The sequence below is a fragment of the Arthrobacter sp. 01L42 genome (genome assembly GCF_056400005.1).
In genome coordinates this window covers 63,580-79,390 of the sequence record NZ_JBFTSL010000006.1, presented here as the reverse complement: position 1 = coordinate 79,390, position 15,811 = coordinate 63,580, and the positions used below count along the sequence as shown (strand labels likewise).

At 66.7% G+C, this 15,811-nt stretch carries 15 protein-coding genes; 6 read left to right on the top strand and 9 right to left on the bottom strand.

All coding sequences use genetic code 11. The features are described 5' to 3' along the window. Nucleotides 1-44: 44 nt before the first annotated feature. The 6 genes from AC1DN2_RS06780 (at nucleotide 45) to AC1DN2_RS06755 (ending at nucleotide 7,036) form a co-directional block, all read left to right on the top strand. Entirely contained in the window at nucleotides 45-1,085 is a 1,041-nt protein-coding gene (locus AC1DN2_RS06780) for a Gfo/Idh/MocA family protein (RefSeq protein WP_476849714.1), read from the top strand. Further along, nucleotides 1,082-1,879 (top strand): hypothetical protein, encoded by a 798-nt coding sequence (locus tag AC1DN2_RS06775; protein ID WP_476849713.1) that lies wholly within the window; start codon nucleotides 1,082-1,084, stop codon nucleotides 1,877-1,879. Before AC1DN2_RS06780 ends, AC1DN2_RS06775 begins: the two co-directional genes overlap by 4 nt. Nucleotides 1,880-2,066: 187 nt before the next feature. Next, a complete protein-coding gene (locus AC1DN2_RS06770) occupies nucleotides 2,067-3,548 on the top strand; it encodes an MFS transporter (RefSeq protein ID WP_476849712.1) in 1,482 nt (493 codons plus the stop codon). Between the two features lie 16 nt (nucleotides 3,549-3,564). Next, on the top strand, nucleotides 3,565-5,142 hold the full coding sequence (locus tag AC1DN2_RS06765) for a GMC oxidoreductase (RefSeq protein ID WP_476849711.1): 1,578 nt from the start codon (nucleotides 3,565-3,567) through the stop codon (nucleotides 5,140-5,142). Between the two features lie 75 nt (nucleotides 5,143-5,217). Beyond that, entirely contained in the window at nucleotides 5,218-6,180 is a 963-nt protein-coding gene (locus AC1DN2_RS06760; protein ID WP_476849710.1) for a LysR family transcriptional regulator, read from the top strand. A gap of 73 nt (nucleotides 6,181-6,253) precedes the next feature. Then, nucleotides 6,254-7,036 carry an SDR family NAD(P)-dependent oxidoreductase gene (locus AC1DN2_RS06755; protein ID WP_476849709.1) on the top strand — a complete coding sequence of 261 codons (783 nt, stop codon included), beginning with the start codon at nucleotides 6,254-6,256 and terminating at the stop codon, nucleotides 7,034-7,036. 18 nt (nucleotides 7,037-7,054) lie between these two features. On the opposite strand, the gene AC1DN2_RS06750 is transcribed toward AC1DN2_RS06755, so the two are convergent. From AC1DN2_RS06750 to AC1DN2_RS06710, 9 genes are all read right to left on the bottom strand, one after another. Beyond that, entirely contained in the window at nucleotides 7,055-7,831 is a 777-nt protein-coding gene (locus AC1DN2_RS06750; protein WP_476849708.1) for an SDR family NAD(P)-dependent oxidoreductase, read from the bottom strand. A 1-nt stretch (nucleotide 7,832) separates the two neighbouring features. Then, entirely contained in the window at nucleotides 7,833-8,831 is a 999-nt protein-coding gene (locus tag AC1DN2_RS06745) for a fumarylacetoacetate hydrolase family protein (RefSeq protein WP_476849707.1), read from the bottom strand. 10 nt (nucleotides 8,832-8,841) lie between these two features. Further along, a complete protein-coding gene (locus AC1DN2_RS06740) occupies nucleotides 8,842-9,915 on the bottom strand; it encodes an amidohydrolase family protein (RefSeq protein WP_476849706.1) in 1,074 nt (357 codons plus the stop codon). Next, nucleotides 9,912-11,036 (bottom strand): FAD-dependent monooxygenase, encoded by a 1,125-nt coding sequence (locus AC1DN2_RS06735; protein ID WP_476849705.1) that lies wholly within the window; start codon nucleotides 11,034-11,036, stop codon nucleotides 9,912-9,914. The genes AC1DN2_RS06740 and AC1DN2_RS06735 overlap by 4 nt, the downstream gene beginning before the upstream one ends. 61 nt (nucleotides 11,037-11,097) lie before the next feature. Further along, on the bottom strand, nucleotides 11,098-12,141 hold the full coding sequence (locus AC1DN2_RS06730; RefSeq protein WP_028275798.1) for a cyclase family protein: 1,044 nt from the start codon (nucleotides 12,139-12,141) through the stop codon (nucleotides 11,098-11,100). Continuing rightward, nucleotides 12,138-13,100 carry a fumarylacetoacetate hydrolase family protein gene (locus tag AC1DN2_RS06725; RefSeq protein ID WP_476849704.1) on the bottom strand — a complete coding sequence of 321 codons (963 nt, stop codon included), beginning with the start codon at nucleotides 13,098-13,100 and terminating at the stop codon, nucleotides 12,138-12,140. Before AC1DN2_RS06725 ends, AC1DN2_RS06730 begins: the two co-directional genes overlap by 4 nt. A gap of 6 nt (nucleotides 13,101-13,106) precedes the next feature. Continuing rightward, nucleotides 13,107-14,126: a VOC family protein gene (locus AC1DN2_RS06720; RefSeq protein ID WP_476849703.1), complete on the bottom strand. Its 1,020-nt coding sequence runs from the start codon at nucleotides 14,124-14,126 to the stop codon at nucleotides 13,107-13,109. Between the two features lie 197 nt (nucleotides 14,127-14,323). Further along, nucleotides 14,324-15,544, bottom strand: a complete 1,221-nt coding sequence (locus tag AC1DN2_RS06715; RefSeq protein WP_476849702.1) for an ROK family transcriptional regulator — start codon at nucleotides 15,542-15,544, stop codon at nucleotides 14,324-14,326. A gap of 10 nt (nucleotides 15,545-15,554) precedes the next feature. Further along, the gene (locus AC1DN2_RS06710) at nucleotides 15,555-15,707 is read right to left on the bottom strand and encodes a hypothetical protein (protein WP_230010248.1); all 153 of its coding nucleotides are present in this window, start codon (nucleotides 15,705-15,707) and stop codon (nucleotides 15,555-15,557) included. Nucleotides 15,708-15,811: the final 104 nt, after the last annotated feature.

Below are 15,811 nucleotides of genomic sequence, written 5' to 3'. Positions count from 1 at the left end.
TTTCCGTACTTATGAATAATAAGGACAAAAGGGGGAGGGCGACGATGCCTTGGAATATAGGAGTTCTTGGGGCCGGGCCGGGCGTCGCGGCCCTGCATCTGCCGGTGCTGGGGCGCCTGGCGGAGCTGTTCAAGGTGGTGCACATTGCCGATGCGGGAAGTGGGCGCGCCCAGGGCCTGGCCGAAAGGCTTGGTGCCCGGTGGTCAGTGGGGGAGGCGGACCTGCTTGCGGACCCGGCTGTCCACCTGGTGGCCATCTGCAGCCCGCCCGCTGAACATGCCCGCCAAATCCTGGCGGCCGTAGCCGCGGGGAAGCCTGCAATCTTTTGCGAGAAGCCGTTGGCCACCAGCAGGGAAGAAGCCGACGAAGTCATCTCTGCCTGCCGGCTCGCGGGAACGGTCCTTCTGGTGGGGACGAACCACCTGTTTGACGCCGCGTGGGGGCGGGCCAGGCATCATCTTGTGGCCCTCGCGGGCCGGGTACAGGCGATCTCCGTGACGCTGGCGCTCCCGCCGAATGACAGGTACCACCGGCTGGTCGCCGAGGGCGGCCCTTTCCAGGCCGCCCGGCGGGGACGCCTGGACCTCGACAGTCCTGTGGTTGCGGCCGGCGTCCTGCGGCAGCTGCTGACCGGTCTTGCGATCCATGATCTCCCGGCCGTGAGGGACATCGCGCCAGGCATCGACGAGGTTGTCTACGCCAGGGTCGCTCCGCCAGTCGGCTACCTTGTGGGGTATCGGGCCGGCGGAATCCTGGTCCAGCTGGCGCTTACCATGCTTCCGGAAGGACCGGATGCCCTCTGGAGGATGAATATCGCCACCTCCCACGACCGCATCGAGGTGAATTTCCCGCCCGCCTTTGTCCATGCCGGAAGCGCGGCCACCCGAGTGCGAAGCACGGACGGGCAGTGGACGGAGTACAGGCGGGATCCGGAAGACGGCTATATGGCTGAGTGGCGCCTGCTTGCCTCGCTCCTTGAAGGCGGGGTCCCGGTGGAGTACGACGAGCTGCTGGCTGACTCGCAGTTTGCAATCGACCTGGCCGATGCTGCCGCAGCGAAGGTTCTGGAAGGGGTGTCGCAATGAGTTCGGCAGATCCAGGGCTCGGCATCTTCACGGTGTTACCTTCCTATGTCGCGGCTGTCGCCGAGCTTTCCGTCAGTGCTGCACTCACCAGAGGCGTCAGCGGGGCGGTGGCTGTGGTGCCTGGATCCGGCGATTGGTGGCAGGGCATGCTGGACGCCCGGGCCAGGGGAGCGGCGGCCGTGGTGATTGCGGACCCTGCTGCGCTCCCGCAGAAAGGAATCGGAGCCTACCCGTGGCCCGGTGACATCCCGGTCATCGTTGAGCGTCCCCGGCTGCGCCCGGATGTGGTTGCCGATGCCCTCCGGGCCAGACGAGGCAGGCCGGCCCGGATCGTCACCGTCGAGTGCGCTGCCCCCGCGGCAGGCGTTGAAGCGGTAATCCGCGACGGCTTGGGCTGGGCCCGGTCACTGGTCGGGGGCCCGTTGACGCTCCAGGTGTGCAGTGCCACGGCGCAAGCCAGGATTGCCCTGCTGGATTCAGGGGGATCCGCGGGCGGGGCAATGCCCGTCACCCTGGGGGCGACGGCGGCAGCAGGCCTTCACGCCGACGGCCTGCTCCAGGTGCTGGCCCTCGGCGAGGTGCGAACCGAAGTCACCATGGACCAGCAGGCCGGGCTGACGCGGCTGGAGACGTCCACCGGGGACGGGACACTAAGGGCTCCGGAGCGCTATGAATCATCAGCCCGTCTGGCGCTGCGCCGGGCTATCGAGGCGCGGTCTTCCGGTCAGCCCGGAACGGACCTGGATGAGCTGCTCGAGGACATGTCCCTCACGCGCGCCGTGCTTGCTACATAAATGGGCACCCGCCATAGGCGTCTAATTCACGCATTCTTTTGTTGCTTTCAAACTAAAGTGCGGTAGCATGAGTAACGGCGCCGGGGTTCCTTCCGAACCCGTTCTCCGTCGTGATGGTGCGCCGGAGGCACAATACGTCGCGTCGACGGCCCGATCGTTCGGGTAGATCACTATGCCACTTTCACCTTTGAGACTCCGTCTCCTTGTTATCTCCCTGCTCACGGTTTCGTTCCTCGGGGCCCTGGACCACACCGTGGTGTCCACATCCCTGGCTACGGTTGCGGGTGAGCTGGGCGCGCTGAAGCTCATGAGCTGGGTTGTTGTGGGATACACCCTCGCGAGCACAGTGCTGCTGCCGGTGCTCGGCAAACTAGGTGATGTCCTGGGAGCCCGCCGGATCTTCCTCGGTTCGCTGGTGATGTTCCTGGCGGCCTCCCTGGCCTGCGGCTTCTCGCAGGACATGGCCTGGCTTATCGCCGCGCGCGTCCTGCAGGGGATGAGCTCCGCGGGCCTGCAGCTGATGTCGCAGACCATCATCGCCAGGGTCACCTCGCAGCGGGAACGTCCGCGCTACATGGCCATCATTGGCGCAGCTTTCCCCATCGCGGTCCTGGTTGGACCCGTTCTCGGCGGCGCCATCACCGATTACTGGGGATGGCAGTGGGTTTTCTGGATCAACATCCCGGTGGGCGCTGCAGCCCTGGCCCTTGCCCTGGTTGCCGTTCCCCACCTGGAGCCTGGCCCCATGCCCCGCCACTTCGATGTTGCCGGGGCGGCTGTATTTACCGCCGCACTGGTGGCCCTTGTCCTCGCCGCCACCTGGGCCGCAGAACGCAGCGCGGGCCCCGCCACCGCTGCCGCGCTCGCGGTCAGCATGCTGGGCTTTGTTGCCTTCTACTTTGTTGAGCGCCGCGCACCCGAACCCATCGTCCCCCTGCATTTCTTCGCCAACCGGACCATCGCGGCAGGCACCGCACTCTCGGCGATTATCGGCGTCGGCCTCTTCTCCATCACCGCCTATTTGCCCACATACGTCCAAATGGCGTACCAGACAACCGCCACCGTGTCCGGGCTCGTGCCGATCGCAACCGTGTTCGGCATGCTGACCAGCAACCTGCTCACCGGATGGCTGGCCAGCAGGACGGGGCGGTACCGGATCTTCCCCATCCTGGGAACATCGTTGGGGGCCGCCGGACTCTTTGTGATGGCGGTGCTGCCCGCCGGGCTTCCGCTGTGGGTTCCCATGATCGTCATGGCCGTTGTTGGGATGGGCACCGGCGCGTTCATGAGCCTGATCGTCACTGTGGTCCAGGGAGCTGCTCCCGCCAGCCAGACCGGCACCATCACCGCGACCATCAACCTGGTGCGGCAGGTGGGCTCAACAGTGGCGACGGCGATTATCGGCGGGGTGATCGGCTTCGGCGTGGCGGCCCTCTTGCCGGCGGGCCTGGACGCTTCCACCCTGACCCCGCAACTGGTCAAAGGGGCCGCTCCGGCAGTCCAGGCCAGTGTGGCTCAGATCTACGGCTCAGTCTTCACCCCCATCTTTATTGCCTTGGCGGCCACGTACGCAGTGGGAATAGTCGCGGCGGTCCTGCTTCCGCACGGCCGCCTCTCCGACGAACCCGTTCCCGCCCCCCAAACAACTTCCGAATCCCTTTCGGCCTGATTTCAAAGGAGACATCATGTCCAACCCAACCATCGCCATCGTCGGCAGCGGGCCCATCGGCTCCACCTATGCGCGGGTGCTCCTCGAGCAGGTCCCGAACGCGCGGGTGGTGATGTTCGAAGCCGGACCGCAGGTGACGGAGGTTCCCGGCGAAAGCGTCCGCAACATTGCCGACCCTGGCGAAAAGGCTCGTGCGCGCGAAATGTCGCAGGGGCCGCAGGCCGGCGCCTACCGGGAGTCGCTCGGCATCCCGGCAGCCACAGTCACCGAGGGCATGTTCACCGCCCGCCAGGGAACCCACCTTCTGGACTTCGGCGGCGCGGGCTCCGCCCACGCCTCGAGTTTTCCCGCGGCGGCTGCGGCCACCAACGTGGGCGGCCAAGGTGCGCACTGGACCTGCGCGACGCCGTCGCCCGCCTTCAGTGAAAAAGTCCCCTTCATAGCGGACGACGAATGGGACGGGCTGATTGAGGACGCGAAGCAGCTGCTGCACGTCCACAGCGCAGCGTTTGCCGACTCCGCCGTTGGTGAGGCCATTCGGACCCTCCTCGATGAAGAGTTCGGCGCGGAGCTGCCGGATGGGTATGGCGTGGGCACCCTTCCGGTTGCCGGGGACCCGCAGCCCGACGGCTCCGTGCGCTGGGCGGGGGCCGACGTCGTCCTCGGCCCGCTGATCGACAAGGACAGCCCGCTCTCGAAGCAGTTCGAACTCCGTGACCTCACCCTGGTCCGCCGCGTGGAACTGGACGGACACCGGGTCACCGGTGTCACCGTCGAGGACCTCCGCACCGGGGAGAAGTCATTCGTGGCAGCAGACATCGTGGTGGTGGCCGCCGATGCCTTCCGCTCCCCGCAGCTCCTCTGGGCATCCGGTGTGCGGCCGCAGGCCCTCGGCCACTACCTGACCGAGCATCCCGTGGTCATCTCCACGGTGGCGCTGGACGCCGAAAGGATGGGGCGGTACGCCACCGAAGAGGACCTTAAGGCCGAGCTGGCCCGGCGCGCACTGAACCCGGCAGACCCCGTCGCGGCGGTCAACCGCATCCCGTTCTCAGAGCCGGAACACCCCTTCTCCGTCCAGGTGATGTACACGGAGACCACGCCGTTCCCGATGGAGCCGGGAACCCCGTACTCCGAGAACCGCTGGGGCTACGTCAACATGGGCTACGGCATGCGCAAGCACCCGCGCTACGAGGATGCCGTCACGTTCGACGACAATGAGCCGGACTACCGGGGATTTCCCAACATGAGAATCGAGTATGCGCTCACAGAACGGGAAAACGCGGAAATCGCCGAGGCAACCGAGCGGCTGCGGCGTGCCGGCAAGGCCCTGGGCGCCTTCGTGGCCGAGCCCAGGCTAATGCCGAACGGCTCGAGCCTGCACTACCAGGGCACCATGCGCATGGGTGAAACCGACGACGGCACCTCGGTGGCGGATCCCTGGTCACGCGTGTGGGGCTACAACAACCTGGTGGTGGGCGGAAATGCGCTCATTCCGACGGCCACGGCCATGAATCCCACGCTGATGAGCGTGGCCATCGCCGTCCGCGGTGCCCGGAAGGTTGCTGAGGAGCTTGGTTCGCAGAGTGCCTAGGTCAGCTGCTCGTTGGGGCTCAGACGCCCGCCAGCTGTGGCCGGGCTGACGTCGAGGCACGGATAACCTGTGGGTATGAAGAACCTGGACCTCAACCTGCTGCCCCAGCTGCAGGTCCTGCTGGAACTGCGGAATATCTCCCGGGCAGCCGAGAGGCTCCAGCTCAGCCAGCCGGCCACCAGCGCCGCAATGGCCAGGCTCCGGCGCCATTTCGACGACGAACTCCTGGTGCGGAACGGCCGCGCCTATGACCTCACGCCCTTCGCACAGTCCCTGGTCCCGCTGGTTGATGAAGCCATGCTTCACATCCAGCGGGCCACGCGGGTGCGGTCCGGCTTCGACGCCGGCACGAGCGAGCGGGAGTTCATTATCGCCGCCTCGGACTACGCGGCGGCCCTGATCGTGGGGCCGCTGCGGGGGATACTGCGCGAGGAGGCCCCCGGAGTGTCAGTGGATTTCGTTCCCACAGCCAAGTCCGGGATCCAGGGCCAGATGGCCGACTACTCAAAAATCGACCTGCTCGTCGGGCCCACGGGATACCAGATGCAGGGAGCCAGCAAGCAGCTGTTCCGGGACAGCTTTGTTGCTGTGGCTGACACCGGAAATCCCCTGCTCCAGCGGCCCCGGCTCACCGTGGAGGACCTGGCCACCGTTCCCCACGCCGTCGGCTATTTCGGTGAGGGAATCAGCACCCCGGCGGACAAGCTGTTCGAATCGCGAGGTATCCAGCGCCGCGTGGCGGCTGTGGTGGCCGGGTTCCTGTCCCTGCCACTCCTGGTGGAAGGGACCGACCTCGTGGCGCTCGTCCCCGGGATGCTGGCAGCACGGGCCCAGCGCGGCGCGGATATCGTTGTGCTGGGGTTCTCCGAAGGCGCTGAAGCGTCCCTCGTGGAAGCGATGTACTGGCACCCGTCCCAGGCGGAGGACCCTGCCAGCGTTTGGCTGCGTTCCGTGGTCCAGCGGGCCTGTTCGCGGCTGCACGAACTCTTCCCCATCACCGCGCACCCGGTAACTATCCACGCGGCGGATACCACCTAGAACCAAAGCGCCGTTCCCCATCCGGACCATCCCTGCGAAAGTCGAAGAAACGCACTTTCGAAAGGGATCCCCCATGCCTGTCTCCAGCCAGCGCCTCGACGGCAAGACCGCCGTCATCACCGGAACGGCCAGCGGCCAAGGCAGGGCGGCGGCGCTCGCCTTCGCCGAGGCGGGCGCCGTGGTGGTGGGCTGTGACATGGACGACGACGGCGCCGCGGCCACCGTCCGCCAGGTCGCCGCAGCCGGTGGCCGGATGAGCAGCAGCCGGGTTGACCTCACAGACGAGGCCGCTGTGGCGGCATGGGCGCAGGACGTAGCCGCAAACCACGGCCAGGTGCACATCCTGTATGCCAACGCGGCGGTCACCCGCTTCGCGCCGGTGGAGCAGCTCACGTTTGCCGACTGGAAGTGGAATGTCGAACACGAGATGGATGTGGTGTTCCTGCCGGTCAAATACTTCTGGCCACAACTGATCCGGGTGCGGGACGCCGCCATCGTGCTGGTGGGATCCACGGCAGGAGTTACCGGTTCCATGACCAACGGCCGGCTGGCCCACACCGCCACGAAGGGGGCCGTGGTGGCCATGACCAGGCAGCTCGCGGCCGAAGGGGCTCCGCATGGACTCCGCGTCAATACTGTCAGCCCCGGAATGATCCGCACCGCAGCGACCGAGGGCAACCTCCTGGCCGCCGACCACCCCATGCGGTCCATCGCCGGCAGCATCCCGTTGGGCCGGATCGGCACGCCGGAAGAAGTGGCCAAATGCGCGCTGTTCCTGGCCTCCGACGAAGCGTCATACGTGACGGGCGCCAACCTGATGGTCGACGGCGGCTGGTCGGCCGTGCTGCCGGGCTAGTTGGAATCGTGCACCGCGTCAGCGCATGGCGTCGGAGACAGACTTTGCTCCGCCGTGGCCCGACTGGCCGCCGTCCACCGGGATCTCGGCGCCGGTCACGAAGGACGAGAGCGGGCTGAGGAGGAACAGCACGACGCCGGCCACTTCCTCCACGCTTCCAGTGCGGCCCAGCGGGGTCTCGGCCAGGGTGGCCTGCCTGAATTCCGGCTTAGCGCTCGCCGTCATGGGCGTTTCGATGAAGCCCGGATGGACAGTATTAACCCTTATCCCCCGCGGGCCGAGTTCCATGGCGGCCACCTGCGAGAGTCCCCGCAACGCCCACTTGCTGGCGGTGTAGGCCACCGGATAGTGCGCGGTCAGGCCTGCGACGGAACCGACATTGACGATGGATGCGGCACTGCCCATCAGCGGTGCGAGCGCCTGGATCCCCAGCAGGCATCCGGCGACATTGACTTCATAGACGCGCTGCAGGTCAGCCACAGAGGCATCCAGCAACCGGCTCCGCTGGGTGATGCCTGCATTGTTGACCAACCCGTCCACCTGCCACCCATGGGACTCGATCCAGGAAGCGAGTTCGGACCAGCCGGAGGCATCGCTGACGTCCAGCTGCCGGTACACCAGCGCACCGGCCGAAGGCAATGACATGGCGGCCAGCTCGGCCGGTTTGTTCACTGCTAGGTCTGTGGCAATGACGCGGGCCCCGGCCTCCACCAGCATGCGAGCCTCGGCAGCGCCCTGGCCCTGGCCAGCGCCGGTGACCACCACGGTCCGGCCATCGAGCTGAAGGGAGACCACCCTACGTCCCGGAAGGAACCGCAGCGGCAACCCGGTTGCGCGGACGCTGCCGGGCACGCACCAGAGTCCCGGCGTTACGGCGTTCACCTACCGTGTTCTCTATGGTCCCGATGCCTTCCACCGTCATGCGGACCACGTCTCCCGTCTTCAGCGGCGGGGGAGTCTTCGCGCCGTTCCGTCCCCAGAGCTCCGCGAGGCAACCGCTGCCGCACGTGCCGGAGCCCAGCACATCGCCGGGCCGGACCACGGAGTCCTGCGAGGCGTAGGCCACTAGCTCGGCGAACGGCCAACCCATATTGGACAGCAGGTCCTGGCCGATGGCTTTCCCGTTGACTTCCACGGCCATGGAGATCGGCAGGAACCCCTCGGCGTCGTGCAGGTCCTCGAACTCATCCGCGGTGACAATCCAAGGCCCCAGCGTATTGGCGAAGTCTTTGCCCTTGCACGGCCCCAGGCTGACTCTCATCTCCCGGCGCTGCAGGTCCCGCGCCGACCAGTCGTTGAGGACGGTGTAGCCGAAAATGTGCCGGTGCGCCTCCGCTGCAGTCAGGTTCCGGCCGCCGCTTCCGGGGACGCGCCCGACGACGGCGGCTACCTCGGTTTCGAAGTCCAGGTCCTCGCAGCCCGCCGGAATACCAATCACCTCGCCGGTGCCGGTCACCGTATGCGGGTTGGTGAAGTAAAAGGTGGGCGCCTCGTACCATTCGGGCACCACGCCGGCCACGCCGTCGATGCTTTTCCGCACGCCTTCGACGTGTTCCTCGAACGCGACAAAATCCCGGATGGTGGCGGGCGCCAGTGGGGCGAGCAGCCGCACGTCCGCCAGCGGAACGGCCGGGCCAGACCCGATGATCCGCCGGGCCAAACCCAGGGTCTCCTCGAGCCCTGCTTCCAGGAGTGTCTGGACCGTGTGGCCTGCGGGCAGGGCGTAGCAGGTACCGCCGTCAACGAAGCCGGACTGCGTCCCGCCGTCGTGGTTCCAGCGAGCAATCTTGACCATAACAACGTCCTTAGGCTGTGCGGCGGGCGGCGAGGAGGGAAGCGGGCGTGATGCCCAGGGCAGCGGCGTTGCCGGACAGCACCCTGGCCTCGTCCTCGGCGGAAAGCCGCGCCTCGATGACCTCGGCCGCGGGGCGGTCGGAGCCCATGTCGAACGGGTAGTCCGAGCCGAGCAGCACCTGCCCCGGGCCAGCGGCGGCCACGAGCGCCCGCAGTTCAGCCGGGCTGTGGACCAGGGAGTCGAAGAACAGCTTCTTCACATACGACGACGGTGGCTCAGCACAGCCGCGTGCCTCCGGCCGGACCCTCCAGGCATGGTCGGAGCGGCCAAGGCTGGTGGGAAGGTAGCCGCCGCCGTGCGCGGCCAGAACCAACAGGCTCGGGTGCCGGTCCAGGACACCGCTGAAGATCAGGTGGGACAGGGCCACCGCGTTTTCCGCGGGCTGGGAGACGGTGTTGGCGAGGTAGAAGCGGTCCAGCCGCTCGTCCAGCGAGCAGCCGAACGGGTGCAGGAAGACCAGGGCACCAAGCTCCTCGGCCCGGCTCCAGAACGGTTCCAGCCTGGGGTCGGACAGCTCAACGGTGCTGCGCTCCGGGTCGGCGGGGGTGGCGGCGAACGAGCCGATTTCCACGCCTAGCAACCCGCACTCCAGCATGGCGTGTTCCAGGGCTTCGACCATCAAGGAAGGATGCTGCAGCGGGACCAGGCCCAGGCCGTTCAGCCGTTCCGGGGCGCGGTCCACGAACTCCCGCACCGCCTGGTTGGCGGCCCTGGCAACCTGCAGGGCCAGCTCTTCCGCGGCGAAATAGTAGAAGTGCGACGGCGACGGCGAGACGAGCTGCACGTCCACGCCTTGGGCATCCATGTCCGCAAGACGGCGGTCCAGGTCCGTCAGCTGCGGCCAGCGCTCCTTGATCATCTTTCCCGAAGCGGCCATCGACTCTGGTCCGTTGCGCCGGCCTTCCAGAGCCTGTTGAGCGCCGAAGCCCTCGGGATCAGCTTCGGCCACCAATTGCTGCAGGGCCGGAAGCAGGATGTGGGCGTGGACGTCCACTGTGGGTCTTTCAGCAGGGCCGGTGCTCATGCGGGCTCCCTAACCAAGCTGGAGACTGAATGCATCAGGCCCGGCACATTGGCGTCCCGGACGCCGTCGAGCATCCACTGGCCCAGCTGGACGGAGGCGTCGACCACTGCTTTTGCCCGGTCCAGTCGGCGGTCGGCGAACTCTTTCCAGAGTGTCTCGGTGATCTCGTCGGCGCCGATCAGGAGCTCGGCCAGCACGGCTGCGTCTTCCATTGCCATGGCAGCACCTTGCGCGATGGTTGGCGGGCAGCTGTGGGCGGCGTCGCCGATGATGACGGTGCGGCCGCGGTTCCACGGCCCGTCCACCAGGTGGGTAGTGAACCACGTGTAGTTGATACGGGCGCTCTGGTCCAGGTTGGCGCGGATCTCGTTCCATGGGCCGCCGTAGGCTGCGGCGAGTTCGGCCATAATGCGCGGGCCGTCCTCGTGTTTGCGCTCCTGGGCCCTTTCCACGAGGTAGGCATAGATGGTGTCAGGGCCGGTGGGGCAGTAGCCGGCAATAAAGCAAGGGCCGCCGTACGTCAGGTCGGTGCGGACCACGTCCTGCGGCCGTTCCACGAACGCGCGCCAGATGCCCATGCCCGTGGACCGGGGTTCAACATCGATGCCGATGGCCTTGCGGACAGCTGAGTGCAGGCCGTCGGCGCCGATCAGGAGGTCGTAGCGGTCGGTGCCGCCGTCGGAGGTGCTCACGGTGACGGAACCGCCGTCGTCCGTTATTTCGGCGACCGTCTTGCCGTAGCTGATCCGTGCGCCTGCCTGCCCGGCACGCTCGCGGAGGATGGCGGTGAGGTCGGGGCGGTACATGCCCAGGGTGGCTGGGAGGTCGTCGCCGCCGGTCCGCATGTCATCCAATACGGCGATGACGGTGCCGGCGGGGTCCGGGGCGCGCAGGCCGAGGGTGCTGAACGCGTAGCCCTTCGCCTCGATTTGCTCCCAGACGCCCAGCTGGCGGAGGACCCGCAGGGCGTTCCCCTGCAATGTGATTCCAGAGCCAAGGGTTTGCGGGGCATCGGCCTTCTCCAGGATTTCAACCTGGATTCCCGCGTCGGCCAGCAGGATGGCGGCGGTCAGCCCCGCGGCTCCCGCCCCGACGATTCCGACGTTCTGTACTGCTGCCATCGCTGACTCCTTTGTATTGACGGCCTGACTGATGATGGTTGTGGTGCTGTTGTACTGAAAGCTACCGGAGGGCGATCGGGTTGACGGGCGATCCGACAGCGCCGGTAATGGGCAGGGGCGCCGCGGTGAGCAGGAAGTCGTACCTGCCGTCTGCCGCGCAAGCCTCCGCGAGGCCGTCCGGGTCCCACATTTCGCCGAGGAACAGCCCAAGGTTGGGGATGGCGATCTGGTGGAGGGGCTGGAAGGCGCCGTCGAACTCGTTGGGCCGGACCTCGAAACCCCATGTGTCCGTGGCGATCCCCGCGATTTCACTGCGGTGAAGCCAGGGTGCGGTGCTGAAGGACAGCCCCGGGGCTGAGCCGCCGGCGTAGTCGCCCCAGCCGTCGCGGCGCACCCGGGTGTGCTGTCCGGTGCGGATCACCAGGATGTCGCCCCGGCCAACCTTTGAGCTGGGGCCCTGCAGGTCGATGGTCCGCTGGAGGTGTTCGGGGGTGATGGCGAAACCGTCCGGCAGCTCGCCGTCGTTCCTTCCCAGTTCGGGTCCGAGCGCGCGGCCGACGTCCAGCAGGACGCCGCGGGTGACGATCTTGGCCGCGGCGGTTTCGATGCCGGTGACCAGGTCGCCTTCGGAGGTGACCACGTCCCCTGCGGCGCGGCCGTTCCAGGCCTTGCCCTGGTCGAAGATGTGGCCGAGGCCGTCCCACTGGGTGGAGCACTGCAGCGGCATGGCAATGACGTCGTCCGCGCCGCCGAAGCCGTGCGGGAAGCCCTGGTTGCCGCGTTCGGCGTCCACGCCGGTGTCGGTCATGGTGTGGACAGGGTTGGTGCGTCGCCGCCAGCCCTTCTGCGGGCCGTTGGTGTCGAACGGCTGGGACAGCGAGAAGGCCTCGCCCGTCTTTACCAGGGCTGCTGCTTCAATGCGCTTGTCCGCGTCGATGAAGTTCAGGGTCCCAAGGACGTCGTCCTGGCCCCAGCGGCCCCAGTTGTTGTGGGATTCGGCCATGGCGCGGATGCTGCCGAGCGGATCGTCACGCCGGATGACCGGGGAATCGGTGGCTGATTCCCCGGTGCCGGTGGTGGTTGGTGCTGTGTCCTGGCTGGTCACTGCTGGCTGCCTTCAGTGACAACTTCGTCCTTGCAGTGGATGAGCTGGGTGCCGAGGCCCGTAATGGTGCCCTCCATGACGTCGCCGTCCTGGAGCAGCCTTCCCCAGTGCTGGCCGTTGCCGGCGGGGCTTCCGGTGAGCACCAGGTCTCCCGGGCGCAGCGGCATGATCTGGGAGGCCTCGCTGATCAGCTTGGCGACACCGAAGATCATGTCTGAGGTGGACTCGTCCTGCATGGCCTTGCCGTTGAGCTTCAGCGTGACCTGGACGTCCTGCGGGTCGCCGAAGAACTTGGCGGGTACCAGCAGCGGTCCGGCGGGCAGGAAGCCGGGGGCGTTCTTGGCGCGGTACCAGTCCGAGCCGATCGCCGGCATGTCCTTGCGGAACACGTACTCACGGGTGGTGATGTCGTTGACCATGGTGTAGCCGAAGACGTAGTCCAGGGCTTCCTCGGGGGTGACCCGGAACGCCGTCCTGCCGATCACCGCGGCCAGTTCAAGTTCCCAGTCGTGGGACTTGGAGTAGGCAGGCAGGGTGAGGCCGTCCGTGGCGGACGCGATCGCCGTCGGCAGCCCGATGAAGAAGTACGGCGTTCCCTGGCCCGCGCGCTTGTCCATCATCGCGGCGGTCCGGTCCCGGACTTCGTCCTCGTCCTGGCCCGGTTCGCGGTGGGCTGCGGCGAGGTCGATGACGTGCTTGCGGTAGTTGGCGCCGGTCTGAAGGACCTGGACAGGCTCTACCGGGGCGAGGACCTCGATGTCGGCCATCGCCAGGCCGGTGTCCTCGCCAACCGATGCGGCGATGGCGTCCAGCTGGCTCTCGGTGGTGTCCCAGTGCTCGATCAGTGTATTGATCTCCTCATTCAGGGCCACGACGCGGTCGCCGACCAGCAGGCCCGCGCGGGCCTTGCTGTCACCGGTCTCCTGGAACCGGATGAGTGCATATTGTGTTTCGGCCATGGTGTCCTAGCCCCGTCCCTGCTTGGCGTAGGGGTTCAGGAGGGCTTCCTTCATTTCGGGGGAGGCGCCTTCTTCGGTGGCGGTAAAGCCTTCCGCGGGAGGGAAGGATTCGGTCATGGAGTGCGGCATGGCGCCGTTCTTGTAGAAGTTGTTGGAGCCTTCGGAGGGCTTCCAGGTGTTGGCTTCCCAGTCCGGGACGTAGTTGCGGTATCCGCCGGAGTTGAGCTCGACGCGCAGGCCTGACGGGTCGCGGAAGTAGAGGAAGTTTTGCTCGCCCACGCCGTGGATGGAGGGGCCGTATTCCATGGCGGTGCCGTTTTCCATCATTACGTCCGCGGTGCGGAGCAGGTCTTCGGTGGCGTCCACCCAGAAGGCGATGTGGTTGACGCGTCCCGCGCGGCTGGAGGTGTCCAGGACCACGCCCAGGTCGTGGGACTTTTCGTTGGTCGTGAGCACGGAGAAGACGGTGATGGGTGCCTCGTCCAGGTCCACGAAGGCCATGACGCGGAAGCCCAGGGCCTCGTTGTACCACTTGGCGAAGCCTCGGACATCGGAGGAGGCCACGGTGACGTGGTCCAGGAAGCGGGGCGCTGCGGCGTGGCTGCTGCGGCGCTCCGGCCGGTCCGGGTAGGTGGATTCAAAACCGGGTTCGGCCACGAACTTCTCAACGTCGAAGAAGAGGCGCATGGGGTGGCCATAGGGGCCGGCGAATTCGTAGGCCTTGCCGTAGCCGTGGCCGCCGGCGGTCCAGCGGCCCTGGACACCGGTTGCTTCGACGCGCTGGGCTGCGGCTTCCAGGGCGGTCTGGGAGTTGGCGCGCCAGGCCATCCGGCCCAGGGAAGCTTCCGGCCCTTCGGTGAGGACCAGGCTGTAGCGGTAGTAGTCACCCCAGCAGCGCAGGTAGACGTTGCCGTCCACCCGGTCGACGATGCGCATGCCGAACTTTTCCTCGTAGAACCGTGCCGAGGCTTCGACGTCGGGAGTGGTGATTTCGAGGTGGGCAAGATGGGAGAGGGGAGTTTCCACGTTGAATTCCTTCTAAGTACTGATTGCCTTGAGTGGGGTCGCTGCAGGTCTAGTAACCAGACTGAGGCAAGAGAGGTATTCGGTGAAGAGGCGTTTACTGATGCCACCTATTTGTATGGCAGATAGTTGGCCTGAGGGGTCGATCCGCGCGCAACGCCGTACCGGCTGCTCCGGCTTTTTGAACCAGTGTCGGGTTCCTAGCCCGCCGCGGGCGCGGTGCGGGTGGTTGTGCCGAGGCCCGCGGGGTCGGCCAGGAACGGGGTAAACGCCAGCTCCGCGGCCCCGATCATCATCAGGTCAGAACCGAGCGCTGCACGGTAGATCTCGACCTGCCCGGCGGGGCCGTCCATTGCCTGGGATAGCAGCACTCCGTCCACCGACTCCGGTGCGAGGGCGTACAGCGTTCCCAGGAAGCCGTCCAGGACGATTGCCTCGGGGTTGAAAATGTTCACGGCATTGCGCAGGGCTATGTCCAGGAACATGAGCTGGCGTGCCACTTCGTCGTTCACCTCAGCACTGCTGCTGGTTGCCAGCGCCTTTTCGAGGTCGGCGGTGTCGCCACGGCTTAGGCCGGCCAGTTCGAGGAGGCGGGACTGGGAGACTTCGGTTTCCAGGCAGCCGGTGGCGCCGCAGTGGCAGCGCTTTCCTCCGGAGCGGACAAAGGTATGGCCGATCTCCCCGGCGTAGCCGGAGGCGCCCCTGAGCAATTGCCCGTCGGAGATGATTCCGCCGCCGATGCCGCTGGCGCCGCCGTTGAGGTAGATCAGGTTCCCCTGCCCGGCGCCGGCGCCGAAAATCAGCTCCGCTTCGGCGCCGAGGGAGGCGTCGTTCGCGGCCTGGCACGGATAGCCGGTGGCTTCGCTCAGCATTCGGGCGACCGGCTCGTTCCGCCAGCCCAGGTGCGGAGCGTGCCGGACCACGCCGTCGTCGCGGTTGACCAGGCCCGGCACGGCCATGCCAATGCCCGTGATCCGGTAGGACGCATCCAGCTCGGAGCGCATCCCGGCGATCACGGCCGATGCGATATTCACCGCTTCGCGGGCGCTCGGTATCCGTTCCGTGTCGAAGCGGATCTTCTTTTGCACCTTCCCCCCGAGACTGACCAGGCCGATAGTGACGGCGTCGATTTCTGGGTTGACTGCCAACGCCGCGACCGACGGGCTCGGATGGACGTTCGGACTCGGCCTGCCGACGTGCCCTTCGCCGGCGGGCGCCGTTTCATAGACCAGGCCCAACGCAACAAGCTGTCCGATCAGCGTCCCGACGGTGGAACGGTTCAGTCCCGTGTGCCGGGTCAGTTGGGCACGGCTGAGGACGCCGTGGTGGTGGACGAGGGAGGTCAGCAGCGACAAATTGTTGCGGCGGGACGGATCCGGCTCCCTCGCCGCCGCGGAAGCAAGAGTACGTGGAGGCATCATCGTGACACTATCAGCGGCCGGCCACCGCGCGGTCCAGGAAGGCGTTGCGGAATTTTTCATCCGAATCCAGCCGGAGGTCTTGCGGTTCCGACGCAGTGCGCGGATGCGTTTCGTAGCTGAGGTTTTCCGGCCAATTGCGTTCGGTCACCATCTGATCAATCACGGTGGGATCCTTCCCCCAAGGGCCTCATCGCTTGATTTGTCGGCCAAATTGCTGTTATGCGCAACTTAACATTCACCCACCCACAGCGCCAGAGCCGGGTATCC